Annotated in this window: 22 protein-coding genes; 7 read left to right on the top strand and 15 right to left on the bottom strand. The window is 33.4% G+C overall.

Going from position 1 to position 18,950, the window contains the following annotated elements; all coding sequences use genetic code 11:
• The first annotated feature begins 96 nt into the window (after positions 1-96).
• Complete coding sequence (locus AC061C_RS06140) at positions 97-1,299, top strand: acetate/propionate family kinase (protein WP_478290433.1); 1,203 nt, start codon at positions 97-99, stop codon at positions 1,297-1,299.
• 132 nt (positions 1,300-1,431) lie between these two features.
• The gene (locus AC061C_RS06135; protein ID WP_478290432.1) at positions 1,432-2,811 is read left to right on the top strand and encodes a M28 family peptidase; all 1,380 of its coding nucleotides are present in this window, start codon (positions 1,432-1,434) and stop codon (positions 2,809-2,811) included.
• Between the two features lie 225 nt (positions 2,812-3,036).
• On the opposite strand, the gene AC061C_RS06130 is transcribed toward AC061C_RS06135, so the two are convergent.
• The 4 genes from AC061C_RS06130 to AC061C_RS06115 form a co-directional block, all read right to left on the bottom strand.
• The gene (locus AC061C_RS06130) at positions 3,037-4,128 is read right to left on the bottom strand and encodes an ATP-binding protein (RefSeq protein ID WP_478290431.1); all 1,092 of its coding nucleotides are present in this window, start codon (positions 4,126-4,128) and stop codon (positions 3,037-3,039) included.
• A gap of 207 nt (positions 4,129-4,335) precedes the next feature.
• Positions 4,336-5,181 carry a hypothetical protein gene (locus AC061C_RS06125; RefSeq protein WP_478290430.1) on the bottom strand — a complete coding sequence of 282 codons (846 nt, stop codon included), beginning with the start codon at positions 5,179-5,181 and terminating at the stop codon, positions 4,336-4,338.
• 16 nt (positions 5,182-5,197) lie between these two features.
• Positions 5,198-6,016, bottom strand: a complete 819-nt coding sequence (kdsA, locus tag AC061C_RS06120; protein WP_478290429.1) for a 3-deoxy-8-phosphooctulonate synthase — start codon at positions 6,014-6,016, stop codon at positions 5,198-5,200.
• Between the two features lie 167 nt (positions 6,017-6,183).
• Entirely contained in the window at positions 6,184-6,633 is a 450-nt protein-coding gene (locus AC061C_RS06115) for a 2-dehydro-3-deoxyphosphooctonate aldolase (protein WP_478290428.1), read from the bottom strand.
• Positions 6,634-6,816: 183 nt separating this feature from the next.
• On the opposite strand from AC061C_RS06115, the gene AC061C_RS06110 reads away from it, so the two are divergent.
• Entirely contained in the window at positions 6,817-7,377 is a 561-nt protein-coding gene (locus AC061C_RS06110) for a YeeE/YedE family protein (RefSeq protein ID WP_478290427.1), read from the top strand.
• A gap of 42 nt (positions 7,378-7,419) precedes the next feature.
• The gene (locus AC061C_RS06105; RefSeq protein ID WP_478290426.1) at positions 7,420-7,836 is read left to right on the top strand and encodes a DUF6691 family protein; all 417 of its coding nucleotides are present in this window, start codon (positions 7,420-7,422) and stop codon (positions 7,834-7,836) included.
• A gap of 29 nt (positions 7,837-7,865) precedes the next feature.
• On the opposite strand, the gene AC061C_RS06100 is transcribed toward AC061C_RS06105, so the two are convergent.
• The 4 genes from AC061C_RS06100 to prmA form a co-directional block, all read right to left on the bottom strand.
• Positions 7,866-8,549 (bottom strand): lysoplasmalogenase, encoded by a 684-nt coding sequence (locus tag AC061C_RS06100; protein ID WP_478290425.1) that lies wholly within the window; start codon positions 8,547-8,549, stop codon positions 7,866-7,868.
• A 13-nt stretch (positions 8,550-8,562) separates the two neighbouring features.
• Positions 8,563-9,828 (bottom strand): sterol desaturase family protein, encoded by a 1,266-nt coding sequence (locus AC061C_RS06095; protein WP_478290424.1) that lies wholly within the window; start codon positions 9,826-9,828, stop codon positions 8,563-8,565.
• Positions 9,829-9,916: 88 nt separating this feature from the next.
• Positions 9,917-10,192 carry an ATP-dependent Clp protease adaptor ClpS gene (locus AC061C_RS06090; RefSeq protein WP_417943339.1) on the bottom strand — a complete coding sequence of 92 codons (276 nt, stop codon included), beginning with the start codon at positions 10,190-10,192 and terminating at the stop codon, positions 9,917-9,919.
• A 44-nt stretch (positions 10,193-10,236) separates the two neighbouring features.
• The gene (gene prmA, locus AC061C_RS06085) at positions 10,237-11,097 is read right to left on the bottom strand and encodes a 50S ribosomal protein L11 methyltransferase (RefSeq protein ID WP_478290423.1); all 861 of its coding nucleotides are present in this window, start codon (positions 11,095-11,097) and stop codon (positions 10,237-10,239) included.
• 95 nt (positions 11,098-11,192) lie between these two features.
• Between prmA and AC061C_RS06080 the strand changes: the two genes are divergently transcribed.
• Positions 11,193-12,416 carry a porin gene (locus AC061C_RS06080; RefSeq protein ID WP_478290422.1) on the top strand — a complete coding sequence of 408 codons (1,224 nt, stop codon included), beginning with the start codon at positions 11,193-11,195 and terminating at the stop codon, positions 12,414-12,416.
• A gap of 53 nt (positions 12,417-12,469) precedes the next feature.
• On the opposite strand, the gene tpiA is transcribed toward AC061C_RS06080, so the two are convergent.
• The 4 genes from tpiA to AC061C_RS06060 form a co-directional block, all read right to left on the bottom strand.
• A complete protein-coding gene (gene tpiA / locus AC061C_RS06075) occupies positions 12,470-13,222 on the bottom strand; it encodes a triose-phosphate isomerase (protein WP_309757197.1) in 753 nt (250 codons plus the stop codon).
• 54 nt (positions 13,223-13,276) lie between these two features.
• Positions 13,277-13,774, bottom strand: coding sequence for a TlpA family protein disulfide reductase (locus AC061C_RS06070; protein WP_478290421.1), 498 nt, complete (start codon positions 13,772-13,774; stop codon positions 13,277-13,279).
• A gap of 233 nt (positions 13,775-14,007) precedes the next feature.
• On the bottom strand, positions 14,008-15,108 hold the full coding sequence (locus AC061C_RS06065) for a BT_3928 family protein (protein WP_478290420.1): 1,101 nt from the start codon (positions 15,106-15,108) through the stop codon (positions 14,008-14,010).
• Positions 15,109-15,126: 18 nt separating this feature from the next.
• The gene (locus AC061C_RS06060) at positions 15,127-15,672 is read right to left on the bottom strand and encodes a DUF1599 domain-containing protein (protein WP_417943334.1); all 546 of its coding nucleotides are present in this window, start codon (positions 15,670-15,672) and stop codon (positions 15,127-15,129) included.
• Positions 15,673-15,760: 88 nt separating this feature from the next.
• Between AC061C_RS06060 and folP the strand changes: the two genes are divergently transcribed.
• Positions 15,761-16,585 carry a dihydropteroate synthase gene (gene folP / locus AC061C_RS06055; RefSeq protein ID WP_478290419.1) on the top strand — a complete coding sequence of 275 codons (825 nt, stop codon included), beginning with the start codon at positions 15,761-15,763 and terminating at the stop codon, positions 16,583-16,585.
• Positions 16,586-16,587: 2 nt separating this feature from the next.
• Positions 16,588-17,217, top strand: a complete 630-nt coding sequence (locus AC061C_RS06050; protein ID WP_478290418.1) for a hypothetical protein — start codon at positions 16,588-16,590, stop codon at positions 17,215-17,217.
• A gap of 64 nt (positions 17,218-17,281) precedes the next feature.
• Here the strand turns inward: AC061C_RS06050 and rlmH are convergent, their stop codons facing one another.
• The 3 genes from rlmH to AC061C_RS06035 form a co-directional block, all read right to left on the bottom strand.
• Positions 17,282-17,755: a 23S rRNA (pseudouridine(1915)-N(3))-methyltransferase RlmH gene (rlmH, locus tag AC061C_RS06045; protein ID WP_478290417.1), complete on the bottom strand. Its 474-nt coding sequence runs from the start codon at positions 17,753-17,755 to the stop codon at positions 17,282-17,284.
• A gap of 78 nt (positions 17,756-17,833) precedes the next feature.
• Positions 17,834-18,325: a CIA30 family protein gene (locus AC061C_RS06040; RefSeq protein WP_478290416.1), complete on the bottom strand. Its 492-nt coding sequence runs from the start codon at positions 18,323-18,325 to the stop codon at positions 17,834-17,836.
• A 20-nt stretch (positions 18,326-18,345) separates the two neighbouring features.
• A complete protein-coding gene (locus AC061C_RS06035) occupies positions 18,346-18,825 on the bottom strand; it encodes a hypothetical protein (RefSeq protein ID WP_478290415.1) in 480 nt (159 codons plus the stop codon).
• Positions 18,826-18,950: the final 125 nt, after the last annotated feature.

Raw genomic sequence — 18,950 nt, 5'->3', positions numbered from 1 at the left:
AATGGTGAATTATTAATTATCAATTTTGCTTCTTTAAGCCTTTAGCAAAAAAAAATAGCAACTTAGCAACTTAGTACCTTAGAATCTTAAAAAAAAATGAAAATAGTAATTATAAACTCAGGTAGTTCCTCCATAAAATACCAATTAATCAACATGCCGGCGAATGAAGTTATTTGTTCGGGAATGATTGATAGAATAGGATTGGAAACTTCGAATCTAACGTATGTAACGGCTACTACTAAGTTAGAAGAAACCTTGCCTATTGCCAACCATAAAATTGGGTTAGAAAAAATCGCACAACTTTTGATGGATGAAAAATTTGGTGTTATAAAAAGTACGGATGAAATTGAAGCTGTTGGGCATCGTGTGGTGCATGGCGGAAGCGCTTTTTCAAATACGGTAATCATAACGAGTGAAGTAAAAGATAAAATCAGGCAACTTTTTGATTTGGCACCTTTGCACAATCCTGCCAATTTAGAAGGGATAAATGTTGCAGAAGAAATTTTCAGTTCAGCAAAACAAGTAGCAGTTTTTGATACGGCTTTTCACCAAACAATTCCAGTTGTTGCACACAAATATGCGGTACCCAATTACCTTTTGACTGAAATTAAGATTCGTGTTTATGGTTTTCATGGAACAAGCCACAAATATGTTTCGGAAAATGCGATTCATTATTTGGAGCAAAACTCGAAGAATAAAGGTTCAAAAATCATTACCATACATTTAGGGAATGGTTGCAGTATGACCGCTATAAAAGATGGAAAAAGTATCGATCATACGTTGGGTTTTGGTCCAATGAACGGATTGATTATGGGAACCAGAAGCGGTGATGTAGATCAATCTGTGATTTTTTATCTAGTTAATACGTTGGGGTATTCCCTGGAAGCTGTCAATACCATGTTACAAAAACAAAGTGGTATGCTTGGTCTTACCGGTTACAGCGATTTAAGAGACATAGAAGCGAATGCAGAAAACGGAAATGCCAATTGTCAATTGGCTTTAGCCATGAATGCGTATCGAATAAAAAAATATATTGGTTCTTACGCGGCTGTTTTAAATGGCTTGGATGCTATTATTTTTACAGCAGGAATTGGAGAAAATTCGACTTATATTCGGAAATTAGTTTGCACTGATATGAGTTATTTTGGAATTGAACTGGATGCATCCAAAAATGAAATTCGTTCGAAAGCAATTAGAGAAATCAACACCGATGATTCTAAGACTAAAATATTGGTTATTCCTACCAATGAGGAAATAGAAATTGCCAATCAAGTCTTTGAGTTATTAACAAATGCATAAAATAGTAACTATTGATTTTGCATTTAAAAAACGCATAATATTATTTGAAATGAATCATCATATATTCTCAAAGAATTACGAAATTGCTCAATCTACTGAAACCTAGAAAACCTAATTATTACTGTTTAAATTATGAAAAAATCAATTGTTTTAGTCGCACTTTTATTTGGTGGAATAACAGTATTCGCACAAACTAAAGATGAGCTAGCTTTAAAAGAAATTTATAAATCTTCCTTAACCAATGCTAAATGTTATCCTTGGTTGGAGCATTTGTCCAATACGATTGGTTCTCGATTATCTGGTTCAACTGGAGCTGAAAAAGCAGTTTTATACACTAAAGCACAATTGGAAACGCTCGGATTAGATAAAGTGTATTTGCAGGAAGTTATGGTACCAAAGTGGGTGAGAGGAGATAAAGAAATTGGGTATTTACAAGTGGGAAAACAAAAAATGACATTTCCGATTTGTGCGCTTGGTGGTTCTGTAGCAACCCCTAAAACGGGTATTAAAGCAACTGTTATTGAAGTAAAGAGTTTAGAAGAATTAACGGCGCTAGGCGAAGCAAAAGTCAAAGGAAATATTATTTTTTTTAATAGACCTATGAATCCAGAATTTGTAGAAACTTTTAAAGCCTACAGCAGTTGCGTAGATCAAAGATCATCAGGTGCTAAAGAGGCAGGAAAACTAGGTGCTTTAGCCGTAATCGTACGGTCGATGAATTTGCGTTTAGATGATCTGCCACATACTGGCGCTACTAATTATGGAGATATTGCTATTAGTCAACGAATTCCGGCAGCTGCTATCAGTACAAACGGTGCGGAACTTTTGAGTAAAAGTTTAAAAACAAATCCTAATGCTACTTTTTATTTAAAACAATCGTGTCAAACCTATGATGATGTATTGTCCTATAATGTTGTTGGAGAATTAACAGGAACGGAGCATCCAGAACGAATAATGGTTGTGGGAGGTCATCTTGATTCTTGGGATTTAGGAGACGGATCTCATGACGATGGAACGGGATGTGTACAAAGTATGGAAGTATTGAATATTTTTAAAAACATGGGCTACAAGCCAAAAAACACAATACGTGTTGTGTTGTTTATGAATGAAGAAAACGGGGTACGTGGCGGAAAAGAGTATGAAAATCAGTCTAACAAAAATAAAGAAAACCATATTTTTGCTTTAGAGAGTGACTCGGGTGGTTTTTCACCAAGGGGTTTTTCAATCGAAGCTGACGAAGCCAATTTTAATAAAATTAGTAGTTGGGCTTCTTTATTTGAACCGTACTTAATTCACAAATTTGTAAAAGGACACTCTGGAGTTGATATCGGACCTTTAAAATCCAATTCTATTGTGAAAGTTGGGTTACAACCTGATTCACAGCGCTATTTTGATTACCACCACGCGGCTAATGACACTTTTGATGCCGTTAATAAAAGAGAATTAGAATTGGGAGCAGCAACTATGGCTTCTTTGATGTATTTGATAGATCAAAATGGTATAGCTAAGTAAAAAAAGCAATAGTTTTTGGTTTTAAGCAATACGAATAAAACAATGTCGATTTTTTTTTACCATATAAGTCATAAAAGTTTAAGTTTTACTTATGTTGAGCTTATATAACTTATGTAGCAATAAGGTCATTTAAGTTTTAATACTTACATGACTTATATGTTAAAAATTATTTCAATCTTTATAGTGCGACATTAAATATTTTCAACTTATTACAATCATTATTTTTTAATATCTAAAAGAAATAGTGAATGTAGCACCTTCATTTATTTTACTCTCGACCGCAATGCGACCTCCCAAACTGGTAATATGATTGTACACTAAATACAATCCGATACCAGTGCTTTCTTGATTATCATGAAACTTCTCATACAACCCAAAAATCTTATTTTTTACTTTATCCAAATCAAAACCTAAACCTTGATCAGAAAAAATGAGCTGGTGAATGCCATCTGTTACTTTTGATTGGATATCGATCATAGGTGGACTATCTGCTTTAGCGTATTTTATTGAATTAGTGACCAAATTCAAAAAAATACTTTTCATATACGCTTTATTAAAGTCAATAACTTTAAAAGCGTCAAAACATACTTTAATAATTGCTTTTGAATCAAAAACCAGTGAATTAATGGAAATTAGAACTTCATCAAGTGATTCTTGTAAATTGATGGTTTCAATTTGAGTATTTATATTTTCATTTTCAATCAATTGGTCAATCGAGTCATTCAAAGTGTTTTTTAAATTTTCACTAGTCAACTTTAGTAGATTTACTAATTCTAATGTTTCTGGATCAATGATTTTAGAAACATCAATAAGATTAAAAACCGATAGCATATTATTAATTGGAGATTTTAAATCATGGGATGTCTTGTGGGATAATACAGTGAGTTCTTTATTAATTTGTGTCAGATTGGATAATAATAAATTTCGCTCTTTGTCCACTCGTTTACTGTGAGTTATATTTTTAGCAATAGCATAAACCAGTTTTTCAGATTCCATAGGCATAGAGGTCCATGATAACCAAATAATCTCCCCCGTTTTTGTAACATAGCGATTTTCAAAGTTTAACAGTGGATTGTTTTTGTATATCTGTTCCCTCGTTTCAATGGTAATTTTTAGATCGGGCTGGTAAACAAAACTACTTATTGGTCGCGCGTACAATTCCTCTTCGGTGTACCCTAACGCTTTAGAAACAGCAGGATTTATTCTTTTGAAATAACCATCAAATCCAGCAATACAAATAAAATCAGCGGAAATATTAAAGAAATTATCAAAGTGATAAATTCCTTCAGGATCAGGATTAATTTTGTTTTGAGTCATTTGAGGAATGAACTAATTAGTTTTGTGTATAAAAAATAATTTTATGAATTGTTTGATTTATAGCTTGTTAACATTGAGCTACAAAATCAAATTTAGCTATTAAATACCGATTAATATCAAAAACGAGTACAAATTTTAATTTAAATGTCGTTAAACAAAAAAGGCTGTCGTATTACAACAGCCTTATCTTAAGTATTTAAAAAAAAATTAAATGCTGAATTTTCCTCCGAAAGAAATAATACGTTGAAAAAAGAAAAAGTCTTGAGCGGCACTATCCTCTACACTGTTTGTAGTTCGAATGTTCTGCATGTTGATGTAACCTCCTTTTAATTCTCCTTGAATGTAAAAGTGCTTAAAAAAAGTAATATCTAAACCTGCTTTTAATGATGTTCCATAACCAGCAACATTATAATCATCATGGCGGTCTTTTCCTAATAATGTAGAATTGGTTTTTGGGTATAAAAATCCCGCACCAGCGCCTTCCGTTAAGTTTACTTGGATCTTATCGGTATTTTTAATTTTGAACAAGAAAGAAATATCATCATGTCTTGAAAATTCAGTATTTACATAATTCAAACCATCTGTATGTTCGAATCTTAAAAACGCTTCTGTAAGTACAATTGGAGAATTATTGTAAACCCCATCATAAGGAGTGCCTCCCGCAATTGTTCCCGTAATATTGGCAGTTTGATCTTGTGTTACAACATATTTCATATGGTCTGCACCTAAAGCTATGCTGTAATGATCATTAATAAAATACCCCATTCTAAAATTAGTTTGAGGAATAGTCATTTTAGCAGGATTAATGTAATCTACATGCCAACCTTTTGGTTTATCGTGTGATGCAACATTGTCTAAAGTAAAGTTGTAGTCTTTACCTTTAAAAGTCAAATCTGACTTGGTATAACTATCTCTATTTCCTCCCCATGAAACAAAGAATTTTCCTTTATTGTGAGCAGTGTATTTATCTTGAATCTTAATATCTCCTTGTGCACTTACAGTATTTATTAACCCAAACGCAAAAAATGCTGCATATAATAGTTTATTTTTCAATGGACTCTTTATCTAGTTAAAATTTATTTACAGTTTGTCTAATAGCTACTAATTTGTTCATCAACCCTTCGAAATAATCTAAATGAAGCATGTTGGCACCGTCACTTTTGGCATTAGCTGGATCAAAATGGGTTTCGATAAAAATACCATCCACACCTACAGCAATTCCTGCTTTGGCAATGGTTTCAATCATGTCTGGTCTTCCGCCTGTAACACCAGCCGTTTGGTTGGGTTGCTGCAAGGAGTGCGTTACATCCAGCACCGTCGATGCGTAGTGTTGCATGGTTGGAATTCCTCTAAAATCAACAATCATGTCTTGATATCCAAACATTGTGCCTCTATCAGTCACCATTACATTTGTATTATTGCAATCCAACACTTTCTGAACGGCATGTTTCATGCTTTCAGGACTCATAAATTGACCTTTTTTTAAGTTGACAACTTTTCCAGTATTGGCAGCAGCCACTACTAAATCAGTTTGACGCACTAAAAAAGCTGGGATTTGAAGCACATCTACATATTGAGCAGCCATTGCAGCATCTTCATTAGTATGAATATCAGTCACGGTTGGAACACCAAAAGCCTCCGACACTTTTCTCAAAATTTTTAATGCTTTTTCGTCACCAATTCCTGAAAAACTATCAATTCTAGAACGGTTTGCTTTCTTGAAAGATCCTTTAAAAACAAAAGGTATTTGTAAAGCATCAGTAATACCCACTAATTTTTCAGCAATTCGCATTGCCATTTCTTCTCCTTCAATAGCGCAAGGGCCTGCCAATAGGAAAAAATTACCGCTTTCAGTGTGCTTGATTAAAGGAATATCGTGTATGTTCATAATGTGTTGTTTTTTAAAAGTGCAAAGATAGTTAGGATTTACGAGTTACCTTTTAATTTTATTTTTTTTGGGAGCTATTTCCTGCTATTCGTTACAATCTTTTCCTTTTAAAAAAAAAGGAAAAGGATTTCCACTGCTATCAGGGCTAAAGCTTCCGTTAACAAATCCTACTTTTTTACTGTAAGACCAACCGGAACCATCAAAATTCCTTTTTCATAAATATTTAAGTAAAGTAGCGTAGGTTTTTTTTGACCGTTCCACTTCAATTCATAAACGTCTAAAAATCCTGCGCCCATCTCGCTCCTTTTAGTAGGGAACGGACAACAGCTTTCGAGTTTTGTAAAACTTATTTTTTCACCTTTTGGCCCAGCCAAAGCATTCAAAAAGCGTTCTTGATTTATGGTTTCGTTTGCTGTATTATTAAAAAAAATATTAACAGGATAATCTTTGTCGTACCCATACTTTTTGTCAGTACTATATTGTTGTATTACAAAAGTATTGTTAGCAGAGAGTAAAAGATCAGGAGCATTATCATCGGTATTTTGTAAAGTAGATTTTGTACTTGTACAAGCAGTAATACTCAATAGCATGGTAATATAAAGAATTGATTTTTTCATGATTTAGATGCGTTTTAAAAGGATATAATTCACAGATGATGTGGTATGTTACAGCGGTACAAATATAAACAGAACTTTAAACCTTTGCTTTGTTCTTAGGTGAATTAATCCCATTTTTTCTGATTTTTAAATAATGGAAGGTATCTCATAAAATGCTTCTTATCTTTGCACAAAAATAATAGTATGGAAATAATTTTTCAAACGTGGTCTTGGTACGTTTCTGGTTTTTTAATTGGTATGATCATGCTGGCACTTACTTATTTCGGAAAAGCGTTCGGAATGTCTTCTAATTTGCGTTCGCTTTGTTCTATGGCAGGCTTGGGAAAACGTGTTGCTTTTTTCGATTTTGATTGGAAAGCACAGCGTTGGAACTTAGTGGTTGTTTTGGGTGCTATGATAGGCGGGTTTGTTGCCGTTCATTTTATGAGTGATGTTTCAAATGTGGCCATTAATCCTAAAACTATTGCACAATTAGCCCAACTCGGTATTGAAGCTCCTAATGGGAAACTAATGCCAGATGCACTTTTTGGAACAGCTATTTTAACATCGCCTAAAAGTATTCTTATTCTTTTAATTGGCGGAATCTTAATTGGTTTCGGTTCTCGTTATGCAGGTGGTTGTACTTCGGGTCACGCGATTTCAGGATTAAGTAATTTGCAACTACCATCATTAAAAGCCGTGATTGGCTTTTTTATTGGCGGACTGATAATGGCGCATTTTTTATTGCCATTGATAGTTAATTAGCACTCCATTTTTTGAAATAGTATAGAATTTAAAATAAAAAATATGAAAAACATATTAAAATATCTATTAGTTGGATTTGTTTTCGGAATCGTACTTACTAAATCGGAAGCCGTTTCTTGGTATCGCATTTATGAAATGTTCCAGTTTCAATCCTTTCACATGTATGGCATTATAGGTGTAGCCATTTTTACTGGTGTTGTTGGAATCCAAATCATAAAACGAAACAATATAAAGGATATAAAAGGTAACGCCATCGCAATTCCGGATAAAGAAAAAGGATCTGCTCGCTACTGGATTGGCGGATTGATTTTTGGATTGGGTTGGGCTTTAGTCGGTTCTTGTCCCGGACCAATCTTTATTTTATTAGGAGCTGGTTTTTGGACTGTATTGATTGTTCTTTTTGGAGCACTTTTAGGAACATATCTCTACGGATTATTGAAAAATAAATTGCCTCATTAATAATTTAAAGTTTATAAAAAGTAGCATTTTCAAACGGGAATGCTACTTTTTTTATTCAACTCTAAAATGCCAACAACAATTAAAAATTGTGCAACCAAATAAGTAGACATAATCAACAGTGCACTATGTTGTAAGGGTGCATAAAATTTATCAAACGCCAAAATGCTATCTGAGGCAATAAATACAATAGCTCCAATTAAGATATGACCGTTAGAAGGTCGGTGCCAATTCAGGTACCCTTTGAACGCAAATAATAACATAATCGAAATTGTTAGCGCATACACAAAAACAGGGATTTTCAGGTCGCCTAAACTTGGTAATAAAACGAGCATCACCACCATAAGGTACATCGTGATTGCTGTAACTCCTACCCAATAAAGGAACTTACTTTTCTTTAAATATACCTTTAACTGCTTGCTAAATAGTATAATGTAGCACACATGCGAAATCAGAAAAGCAATCAGTCCAGCAATGAAATACAATTTTCCTTTATCCGCAAACAGTAAAATAATATCTCCAATCCAAGACATCGTTAAAGCAGCTAATAATATATTTTTGGTGCTAAATTTTTTATGAAAATGAACTGCTAATAGTAGGAAAGGCAAGAGGAATGGTTTTAAAAACCAAGCAATTTCATCTTTCCCTAAAAGAATTAGTAGAAGATAAACTAAACAGAAACCGATAAAAATTTTAAGAATAGTATTGCTTTTCATTTTCTATATGTGTTTAAGCTACAATTAAGGTCTCTTTTTCAAAATTTGTGCTAACAAAATAGATAGTCACTACCAATGATAAAATGAGATAACTAGCAATAATAATACTAGCAAACGAAAAGAACTGATTCATTCCAAACCAATCTCCAAAATACAAAAGCAGGCCAATTCCAAACACAAATCGAGTGCTTTCCCAGAACACAGAGATTTTTCGGGTATCCATTAATTCAGTATAACTATAAACCGTTAGAAAAATAAAGGCACCATAAATAAAAACATTTGGCAAGCCTATTAATGCTATAGAATTATACAAATAACTAATGAGTAGCAATGTTACAATAGCTTGAAAAAGGGACCAATACATGAGTTTGTTAGAATGTTGTGTACTGTATTTTTCAAAATTATACACATTTTTAATCTTGGTTACAGGATATTTTTCTTCAAAATTTTCTGGACGCCATCCTGTTGGTTTAAACCAAATAGTAAATTTATCTTGCCATTTTTCTGCGCGCCAAGCATCGGAAATTAGCAATGATAAATGTTGAAAATTAATCCGAATGGGATTCCACGTTCTAGCTGGTCTGGTAATTCCAAAAACAGGAGGAACCGAATCTAATTCCGCTTGGAAAGTACCAAAAAGTTTATCCCAAAAAATAAATATTTGCGAATGGTTTTTGTCCATATATTCGGGATTGAGAGCATGATGCACACGGTGATGCGAGGGAGAAACCAGAATATTTTCTAGGAAACCAATTTTTTTTATATGCTTGGTATGATACCAAAATTGTAAAAATAAATGAATAGGAAGTGTTATTGCTATGACTTTGGCGGGAACGCCCAATAATGCTGCCGGAATTAACAAAAAAGTAAAAAGATTGACAAAACTTGAAATCGGTTGGCGCAAACCACACGCAAGATTAAATTCTTCACTGCTGTGATGAATCGCGTGTTTGTTCCACAAAAAATTGATTTGATGTGATAAGCGGTGACTCCAATACCCATAAAAATCAATAGCAATAAAACCGATAAGATAGGTTAATACAGTTGCTTCTAATTCGAATAGAGCAATCTTAGAGGCAATCCAATCATACGAAATCAGTGTGATACTCAGTCCCAAGACATCTTTTAGAGAATTTACCATTCCAGAGCTCACGCTAGAAACTGCATCCATGTTTGGAGCAGTATCTTCGCCTTTGTAATGCCCGTATAGTTTTTCGATAATAATCAATATCAAAAATACAGGCATAACAAAAACTAAAATTTTACCATACTCTTCCATAAAAACATTCTTTTACTCAAATATAGAATAAAAGAGGTTGTTTTTGAATTATTTACATGGATTTGTTTTAGGAAGTAACTATACTGTATTATATAATTTCGGCATTAATCCCAGCCTCTAATAACTGGGTGCATTGTGGTTTTAATTTATCGTATGGACCCGTTTTTACGGTACACTTCCCATTATAATGAACAATTAAAGAACATTGTTCTGCTTGCTCTGGGGTGTGATTACAAACGCGAATCAAAGTTTCAATAACGTGATCAAAAGTATTTACATCATCGTTGTAAACAACTATTTCATTGTCTAAACTTATAGCTTCTTTAATACTTACTCTTTCTCTTACTTTTTCTTTAGTACTCATTTTGTAGGTTTTTGTACTTTCGTAGTTAATGAAAATTTGTATTACTAATTTACGTATTTTAAAGATACCCAATTGTTTCTTTCCAGTTTTTTAACATAAGTTAAACCCTTTTCAATACATGATGAATCAATAAAAGGAATGTCTTCTTGGTAGAAACCACTTAAAAGTAATGTTCCGTTTGGGTTGAGACAATCTACATAGCTTTGCATATCATTCAATAATATATTTCTATTGATGTTAGCAATAATTAAATCGTATTTTTTACCTTTTAATAATGCTGCTTCACCTTCATAAACTGTAATGTGTTTACAATTATTGCGTTGTGCATTTTCAATTGAATTCAGATAACACCAATTATCAATATCAATTGCGTCAATGGGTTGTGCTCCTTTCATCTCGGCAAGTATTGCTAAAATGGCAGTTCCGCATCCCATATCCAGTGTTTTCATTCCAGTAACATCTATCTCCAGTAAATGTTGAATCATCATATGAGTGGTTTCGTGATGTCCTGTACCAAAACTCATTTTTGGTTCGATAACAATATCAAATTCGGCATCAGTTTTAGGGTGAAAAGGGGCGCGAACATGACAATTCCCATCTACATCAATCGCCTCAAAATTCTTCTCCCATTCTTCGTTCCAATTTACTTGCTCGATTTCTTCGAATGTATAATCAATCTTAAATTCCTCTGATTGTAAAATATGTATGTCCTCTAAAATAGTTTCATCCCATAAATCCTTTTGTACAAAAGCTGAAATTCCAGTTTCCGTTTCGGTAAAACTTTCAAATGCTTTTTCCCCTAATTCAGCAATTAGTATTTCTGATCCTAATTGCTTTGCCTCTTCGCTATTGCTTGTACCTTTTGGAGTGATAGTAAAGTGATACCCTATATAAATGTTTGACATGTTCCTTTTTTTTGCAAAGGTAGCAATCACTATTTAAACCGCATTTATAAATCAAATTTTATTTTACATTTGCAGCACTTAGATACAATTTCACAATGAAAAAAATCATTTTATTTTATGTTTTTTTGCTTAGTATTGGTAGCAATGCTCAAGTTACTATAAAACAAAATAAACAAGATAATGACTTAAAATTATCTGCACTTCCTTATTATAGCTTTGGTAAAGGAATTGGAATAACGTCTCCGGACAGTTTATACCAATTAAATATTCGTTTCCGAATGCAAAACAGAGTTACTTATCTAGAGAATGAAGGAGAAGATGGCAGCTATGATGGACAAATCAGACGCCTTCGTTTGCGATTAGATGGATATGTAGGAACTCCAAAGCTATTGTATGCGATCCAATTATCATTTGCTCCTGGCGATGTGGGTGAGTTTAGAGAAGGCGAAAACATAAATATTATTCGGGATGCAGTAGTTTTTTACAGACCTAATAAACATTGGAATATCAGTTTTGGTCAAACCAAATTACCCGGAAATCGACAGCGTGTGAATTCTTCAGGAGGCCTTCAATTAACGGATCGCTCGATTAATAATACCAGATTTACAATAGATAGGGATTTTGGCTTTCAAGTGCATAACATGAACGAATTTAAAGACAAATTTTCCTATAATTTCAAAACTGCAATTTCAACTGGTGAAGGTCGTAATGTTACAGGAAATGCGGATGCCGGCGTTGCAATAACAGGAAAAGTAGAGTTGTTGCCTTTTGGCGCTTTCTCTAGGGACGGGACCTATTTTGAAGGAGATATTGTAAGAGAAAAAAAGCCAAAACTGATGCTCTCAGGAGCTTTTCAGCAAAATAATCATGCCAAAAGAACGCAAGGGCAATTGGGTAATGATTTGTTTGAACAACGCACTATGAAATCAGTTTTGCTAGATGCTATGCTAAAATATAATGGTTGGGCTGCCATGTCGAGTTACATGTCCAGAACTACTTCTAGCAATGCTGTTACGGTAAATCCAATCGATAGCTCACAATCAAATTATGCATTTGTAGGGAATGGATTTGACCATCAGTTGAGTTATAATTTTCCTTCAAACTATGAAATTATCGCTAGGTATTCTACTCAAAAAGTAGGAGAGGATATTAGGGCTTTGGCTGCAAATTCTAAACAATATACTGTTGGTGTAACCAAATATATTTGGGAACATACTTTTAAATTACAAAGTGAATTGACATTTGATACTTTAAATTATTTTGATGGAAGTACTAAGAACAATTGGTATTTGCGTTTTCAAGTCGAAATAGGAATTTAAAAAAAAGCGGTAAAATAAATCACCGCATTTTTTATAAAGTTTAAATTTGAAATTTAGATAGCATTTACAATTGCTACAAAATCGTCTGCTTTTAGTGCAGCACCACCAATAAGACCACCGTCTACATCTGGTTTTGAGAATATTTCTTTGGCATTATCAGGTTTTACGCTTCCGCCGTAAAGGATAGATACGCTTTCAGCAATGTCACTTCCAAAAGCTTTTCGAACGGTTTCTCTGATGAATTCATGCATTTCCTGTGCTTGTTCCGGAGAAGCTGTTTCTCCTGTCCCAATTGCCCAAACTGGCTCGTAAGCCAAAACAATACTTTCCCAATCTTTTGATTCGATATGAAACAATCCATCTCGCAATTGGTTTTCTACCACATTAAAATGATTTTCTGATTGGCGGTCTTTTAATTCTTCTCCAAAACAAAAAATAACTGTCATGTCATGTTCCAAAGCTGTATTTACCTTATTAGCAATTAAAGCATCGGTTTCATTAAAAATCGCTCTGCGTTCTGAATGTCCTAAAATTACGATGTCTACTCCAACACTTTTTAACATATCTGCAGAAATTTCGCCAGTAAAGGCGCCACTTTCCGCTTCATGTACGTTCTGTGCAGCTACATCTATAGTAGTGAATTCTAAATGATCAACAGCAGAGGCTAAATTCACAAAGGTAGGAGCAACAATAACTTGGGCTTTTGTATCCGTAGGTATTTTTGCAATTAATTCATTTAACAAATCTTCAGTTTGCTCTGAATTTTTATGCATTTTCCAGTTTCCAGCAACAATCTTCTTTCTCATTGTAGTGATCTTTAATTTAATATTTTATATTTTAAATATTGTTTTTTATACCTGTTATTGTAATTTTTTCAAAGTTTCATTAATCTTGTCAAAATCAGTTTCAATGGCGCGGTACAAGACAATTTTACCATTTTTATCTACGATAATGTATCTTGGAATCCAATCTACGTCTATAGCTTTTGCAAATACACCTTTCATTTGATCATTGGCCATAAAGTGATCTCCTTTTAATTCGTGTTTTTCAATACCTGCTTTCCATTTTTCTGCCGTTTTATCCATAGAAAGAAATAGGTAGGATACGTTAGGGTTGTTAGCTTGTAAATCCTTAAGTTTTGGCATTGCTTTTACACAATCGCCGCACCAAGAAGCCCAAACTTCAATAACCAAAGTTTTTCCTTTGTATTTTTTTAAAATATTTTTGAATGAAACTTGGCTTCCATCTGTAGCTAATAATGTTGTCGAAAGCGCTTTTTTGGAGAATTCTGTTTTTTGTGCATTTGAAGTGCAGGAAAATGTTGCAAATGCAACCAGTAGTGCTATTATTCTTTTCATTTTAGATATGTTTTTAACAAAGTTAAACAAACAATTTGAATGCGGTATAAAGAACAAGAAATTTTGAAAACATTATTCGAAAATGATAATGCAATATCGTTATAGTTTGTTAATACTGTAATGATTTTGATTCTCTGGTTGTGTGTTGAAAGTATCTTGCTATTTATACAAATCAAAAGTCGTAAAGTTTCAAAAAAGAGACTTTACGACTTTAAATTTTGAAAGTCTATTTTTTAAAATTTTAAATCAGCGCTATCGTTATGATGTACTTTTTGTACTATAGTTCCTTTTTCGAGTAAAACAAGACTTGGATTGGCTCTTTCGATCGTTTTTACAGTTATTGCATCGCAAAAATAGAAGTCAAATGTCAATCCGAATTGTTTTTTTGAAGCACCTATTTCTTCTGGTGAAGAGGCAGTCATTCCAACCACCTTGTATCCTTTGGCTGAAGCATCTTTATTTAGTTGCTCTAATTTTGCCATTCCATTTTGATCAGCATGCGCTAAATCATAAGCGGTGATCAATAAGACTTTTGGAGCCTCAAGAAATTCCTCTTTAAAGTCAGAACCGTCTTTTTCCATTGTAAAATCATGAATAGGAGGAACGTACCCTTCTGTGATTACTTTGTCTTTTCGGTCAACGAAAACAGCCCCTTCTGGAATTGCCATCAAGTCTTTTTCAGTAAATTCTTTATCGACACCACCAACTTTGTAAATAAAGACCATTTCTACCACTGATTTTTCTGCTCCGTCAGGAATTCGCATTCCTTTTTGAATATTATTCCCCACTTTGTACGGTCTAAAATCTATTAACGGCAAATGATTTAAAACCCAAACGCCCATCAGAGAGGACAAAACGATACTGGCATAAATAACTATGTTTTGTACATTATTGGTAAACAATGGTTGTACCAACTTTTGATTGAAAAACAAGATTAAAATAAAGAAAAGTAAAACGATGTCCTTGGTAAACGATTGCCAAGGTGTCAGTTTTAAAGCATCACCAAAACAACCACAATCTTTTACCACATTAAAATAAGCAGAGTAAAAGGTTAGGAAAGTAAACAATACAATCAGGACTAATAAACTCCAAATCGTGAATTTAGTTTTGTAACCAATGAGTAACATAATACCCAGAACCACTTCAAGAATTACCAGAAATAAGGCTGTCCCGAGTGCAAAGGGTACAAAAATCGGCATGTTGAAAACGGGTTCACTGAAATATTCGGCCAGTTTATAGGAAAACCCGATTGGGTCATTTAGTTTAATTAATCCTGAGATAATGAATAGGATTCCAACGAAAATTCTAGAAAATTGAGTACTTATATTTTTCATAATGCGTTATTGCTTTTTTTATTTAGTTCCAAAACCCATTAGAATCAATGCGAAAATTGAATAATTAATCATGTCTTGATAATTAGCATCGATTCCTTCAGAGACGAGAGTTTTTCCTTTATTGTCTTCAATTTGTTTAACACGAAGTAGTTTTTGTAAAATCAAATCAGTTAGTGAACTTACACGCATTTCGCGCCAAGCTTCTCCATAATCATGATTTTTATCTTCCATTAAATCTTTGGTCAGTTTGACTTTGGCATCGTATAATTCAGTTGCTTTCGCCACCTCTAAATCAGGTTGATCTACAACTCCAAGTTCCAATTGTATCAAAGCCATAATCGAATAATTAATAATCCCTATGAATTCACCCGTTTCATCTTCATCAATTTTACGAACCTCGTTTTCTTGTAAGCTTCTAATTCTTTGTGCTTTGATATAGATTTGATCCGTCAAGGAAGGCAGTCTTAAAATACGCCAAGCACATCCGTAATCTTTCATTTTATTAATAAACAGTGCACGACAAGTCGCAATTACTGAATCGTATTCTTTTGAAGTATTCTTCATTATTGGTGTATATTTGTATTCAAATTTTTTCAAAAATAAGATAATTTTTTTTAATGTAGATTCTTGATGTATTTAAAACTGTAAACGAATGACGATTAACTGCAAAGGTATACTTGTTGATCTTGTTACCCCAAAAATAATGGGTATTTTGAATGTAACACCCAACTCTTTTTTTGATGGTGGTAAATATAAAAATGAAACTGAAATTCTATCTCAAGTAGAAAAAATGCTGCTCGATGGCGCTACTTTCATAGATGTTGGAGCCTATTCCAGCAAACCAAATGCAGAATTTGTATCGGAACAAGAAGAAATTTCGAGAATTGTTCCAGTAGTAAATTTAATCCTAAAACATTTTCCCGAAACCATAATTTCGATTGACACCTTTAGAAGTGAAGTGGCAAAAGCTTCTATTGAAAGTGGTGCAGCTATCATAAACGATATTTCAGCCGGAAATTTGGACGATAAAATGCTGGAAATAATAGCAAAATATAATGTTCCTTATATTATGATGCACATGCGTGGCAATCCGCAAACGATGCAAACATTGACAAATTATGAGGATATTGTAAAAGAAATGTTGTTTTATTTTTCGGAGAAAGTGGCTATGGCAAGAAGTTTTGGAATTAATGATTTGATAATCGATCCGGGCTTTGGCTTTGCCAAAACAATAGCTCAAAATTACGAAGTTTTTCAAAAGATGGAATTGTTTAATATGCTTGAACTTCCACTTCTTATTGGAGTCTCCAGAAAATCCATGATATATAAAACGCTAGATACTTCTATTGAAAATGCGTTAAACGGAACAACGGTTTTAAATACTTTGGCATTGACCAAAGGAGCCAAAATTTTAAGGGTTCACGATGTAAAAGAAGCCATGGAGTGTGTTACATTGTTTAATAAAATCAATTTGTAAAAATGAAATATTATACTCTGATTGTTCTTTTTGCTTTGTTTAGCTGTGGAAATAAAGAAGATGTTTTATTGCCAAAAGCCGCTGTAACAATTGTCAAAAATGTAGATGATCTCTCTCCAATTTATATATTTTTTAGAACAAAAGGAAGAGATACGCTGGCTGAAGTAAACCGGAAGAACAGTATTATTTCGACTAATTGGATTCTGAATGTAGATAAGCGTTTGCCGTTGCGACTTGTTATTCCAGAAATTATGAAGTTGCAACAAAAAAAGCGCGAAGAAAAAGCACACAAGAATGAGAATGCCGAGAATTATTATTCCTACGCAGATACGATTGGTAAAAACCTAGCTTTTTTGCCATTCACGAAAGTGTATTATACAATTGGAGAACCTGCAGCTGGTAATATGATAATTAGATTTAAAAAAAGAAATGATTTAGTGAAAGTTGGTGATAAAGAGATTCAAAAGAGTGAACTTGTGAATTATGTTTATAGTATAGATCATATAGTTCAGCCTATAATATTCTTGGTTTTTGATAAAAATATGTCTTATAAAGAATATATTCAGACTAAAATTTTAGTTAGAAAATTTGATTCCTATAATGATGAAGTTCCAAAAGAATTCATCTACTAAAATTTTAAAACGTACCTTTTACTATCTCAACTAATGATTACTAAAAACTGACCACTGACAACTTTTACTGATGGTGATACGGTTCGTTTCTCAAAATTGTGAAGCCGCGGTACAATTGTTCGATAAAAAACAACCTCACCATTTGATGGGAGAACGTCATTAAAGACAATGATATTTTTCCTTGTGCTTTGTCATAAACGGTATCCGAAAAACCATAAGGACCGCCAATAACAAAAACTAAAGTCTTTACTCCAGAGTTCATTTTCTTTTGTAACTCTTCTGAAAAACCTACACTAGAAAATTTTTTTCCGTTTTCGTCCAATAAAATCAATTGGTCTGTTGGCGTGATTTTAGCTAAAATCAATTCACCTTCTTTTTCTTTTTGTTGACTTTCAGATAAGTTTTTTACGTTTTTGATATCGGGAATAATATCCAAATCAAATTTGATATAAAACGATAAACGCTTGGTATAATCATCAATCAATGATTGAAGGGATTTATTATCAGTTTTACCAATAGCAATCAATTTGATGTTCATATTTGATATGTTTCAGAATCGCAAATATAAGGAACTTCAGCATTTTATTAAATGAAAAAAAATATTTGGGTTCCTCTTTTATTCTACAACAATAGCATCAATTAGTAATTCAAAAGATTCTTCTTTTTTGTTACCAATTAAAAAAGTGATTTCTGATACAATTGTACCTTCGAAATTTGGTAAGTCTAAATTTTGGCCTCTAAATACTGGAGACAATTTTGAAAATGGAATTTTAATAGTTTGCCAGTGAGTATCCGTCTTGAAGGGAAAAACATAAGAATGGGAATCATTTTTATTAGACTTCATTCGAAATTGATAAGTAGTTCCATCGCCTTTGATGCGGATAGAAAAATGAGTTGTTCCTATTAATTCAATTGGTTCAAGAACATATTTTACGGCACAAAAACCGCCGTTATTTGCTAATGAAACCTCACCTTCAAAAGCTCCCTCTCCGCTAGAATTCAAATAGAATTTGCTTTTGGAAATGCCTCCCATGACAGAATCATTTACGATTTTCCAGTTTTGTAGGTTGCTTTTTAAATCAAAATCAAAGATGACAACAGGATACATTAGATTGGTTTTATATAAATTTATGATTTAGGTAAGGGCGCACCTACAGCAATATCGCATCTGTGGTTCGTTTGACCATGTGGCGGATTCATACCCTCAGGAGCTGGAGTTGTTGCAACCGCAGGTGCAGCTGGGACTACGTTAGGAACCGTTATTGATTGCGTATGTTGTTGTTGTACTGCAGGTTTAGGTGTTGTTGTGGCTGGTGGAGAATTTAAAGGTGCGCCTACGGGAATATCGCAACGATGTGATGGTTGTCCATGTGCCGGATTTTTTCCATCTGCTACTGTAGCAGTAGTTGTGGGCATTACATTTGTTGAATTTACCTTGTTTGTTGGTTGTTGTGCCTGATTTGCTATGGCTTCATTTTTCATTTGGTTACCAACTTCAGTAAAGGGAACCACGTTTGTTGGTGTTGCGCTATTTTGCGCCTCTGTTTCTTTTTTACAAGAGGTTAATACAATCGATGATGCAAAAAGAAGTGTTAAAAAGGATTTCATGCTCTGTTTTTTAGTTTCACAATCAAATATAAGGATTTAATTAATAAACTACTCTAAGGAATAATTGATTTTATACAGCTGAAGAAAGTGAATTTGATTGTATGTTTAAAAATAATAGTTTTAAA

The organism is Flavobacterium sp. GNP010, from assembly GCF_056428945.1.
The sequence above is the reverse complement of the archived record's forward strand: the minus strand, read 5'-3'. Positions and strand labels throughout refer to the sequence as shown.

Bases quoted from the DNA above. Each gene is read 5' to 3' on its own strand.
- AC061C_RS06140 (WP_478290433.1), top strand. From the start codon at position 97: ATGAAAATAGTAATTATAAACTCAGGTAGTTCCTCCATAAAATACCAA.
- AC061C_RS06135 (WP_478290432.1), top strand. From the start codon at position 1,432: ATGAAAAAATCAATTGTTTTAGTCGCACTTTTATTTGGTGGAATAACA.
- AC061C_RS06130 (WP_478290431.1), bottom strand. From the start codon at position 4,128: ATGACTCAAAACAAAATTAATCCTGATCCTGAAGGAATTTATCACTTT.
- kdsA (WP_478290429.1), bottom strand. From the start codon at position 6,016: ATGAACATACACGATATTCCTTTAATCAAGCACACTGAAAGCGGTAAT.
- AC061C_RS06115 (WP_478290428.1), bottom strand. From the start codon at position 6,633: ATGAAAAAATCAATTCTTTATATTACCATGCTATTGAGTATTACTGCT.
- AC061C_RS06110 (WP_478290427.1), top strand. From the start codon at position 6,817: ATGGAAATAATTTTTCAAACGTGGTCTTGGTACGTTTCTGGTTTTTTA.
- AC061C_RS06105 (WP_478290426.1), top strand. From the start codon at position 7,420: ATGAAAAACATATTAAAATATCTATTAGTTGGATTTGTTTTCGGAATC.
- AC061C_RS06100 (WP_478290425.1), bottom strand. From the start codon at position 8,549: ATGAAAAGCAATACTATTCTTAAAATTTTTATCGGTTTCTGTTTAGTT.
- AC061C_RS06095 (WP_478290424.1), bottom strand. From the start codon at position 9,828: ATGGAAGAGTATGGTAAAATTTTAGTTTTTGTTATGCCTGTATTTTTG.
- AC061C_RS06090 (WP_417943339.1), bottom strand. From the start codon at position 10,192: ATGAGTACTAAAGAAAAAGTAAGAGAAAGAGTAAGTATTAAAGAAGCT.
- prmA (WP_478290423.1), bottom strand. From the start codon at position 11,097: ATGTCAAACATTTATATAGGGTATCACTTTACTATCACTCCAAAAGGT.
- AC061C_RS06080 (WP_478290422.1), top strand. From the start codon at position 11,193: ATGAAAAAAATCATTTTATTTTATGTTTTTTTGCTTAGTATTGGTAGC.
- tpiA (WP_309757197.1), bottom strand. From the start codon at position 13,222: ATGAGAAAGAAGATTGTTGCTGGAAACTGGAAAATGCATAAAAATTCA.
- AC061C_RS06070 (WP_478290421.1), bottom strand. From the start codon at position 13,774: ATGAAAAGAATAATAGCACTACTGGTTGCATTTGCAACATTTTCCTGC.
- AC061C_RS06065 (WP_478290420.1), bottom strand. From the start codon at position 15,108: ATGAAAAATATAAGTACTCAATTTTCTAGAATTTTCGTTGGAATCCTA.
- AC061C_RS06060 (WP_417943334.1), bottom strand. From the start codon at position 15,672: ATGAAGAATACTTCAAAAGAATACGATTCAGTAATTGCGACTTGTCGT.
- folP (WP_478290419.1), top strand. From the start codon at position 15,761: ATGACGATTAACTGCAAAGGTATACTTGTTGATCTTGTTACCCCAAAA.
- AC061C_RS06050 (WP_478290418.1), top strand. From the start codon at position 16,588: ATGAAATATTATACTCTGATTGTTCTTTTTGCTTTGTTTAGCTGTGGA.
- rlmH (WP_478290417.1), bottom strand. From the start codon at position 17,755: ATGAACATCAAATTGATTGCTATTGGTAAAACTGATAATAAATCCCTT.
- AC061C_RS06040 (WP_478290416.1), bottom strand. From the start codon at position 18,325: ATGTATCCTGTTGTCATCTTTGATTTTGATTTAAAAAGCAACCTACAA.
- AC061C_RS06035 (WP_478290415.1), bottom strand. From the start codon at position 18,825: ATGAAATCCTTTTTAACACTTCTTTTTGCATCATCGATTGTATTAACC.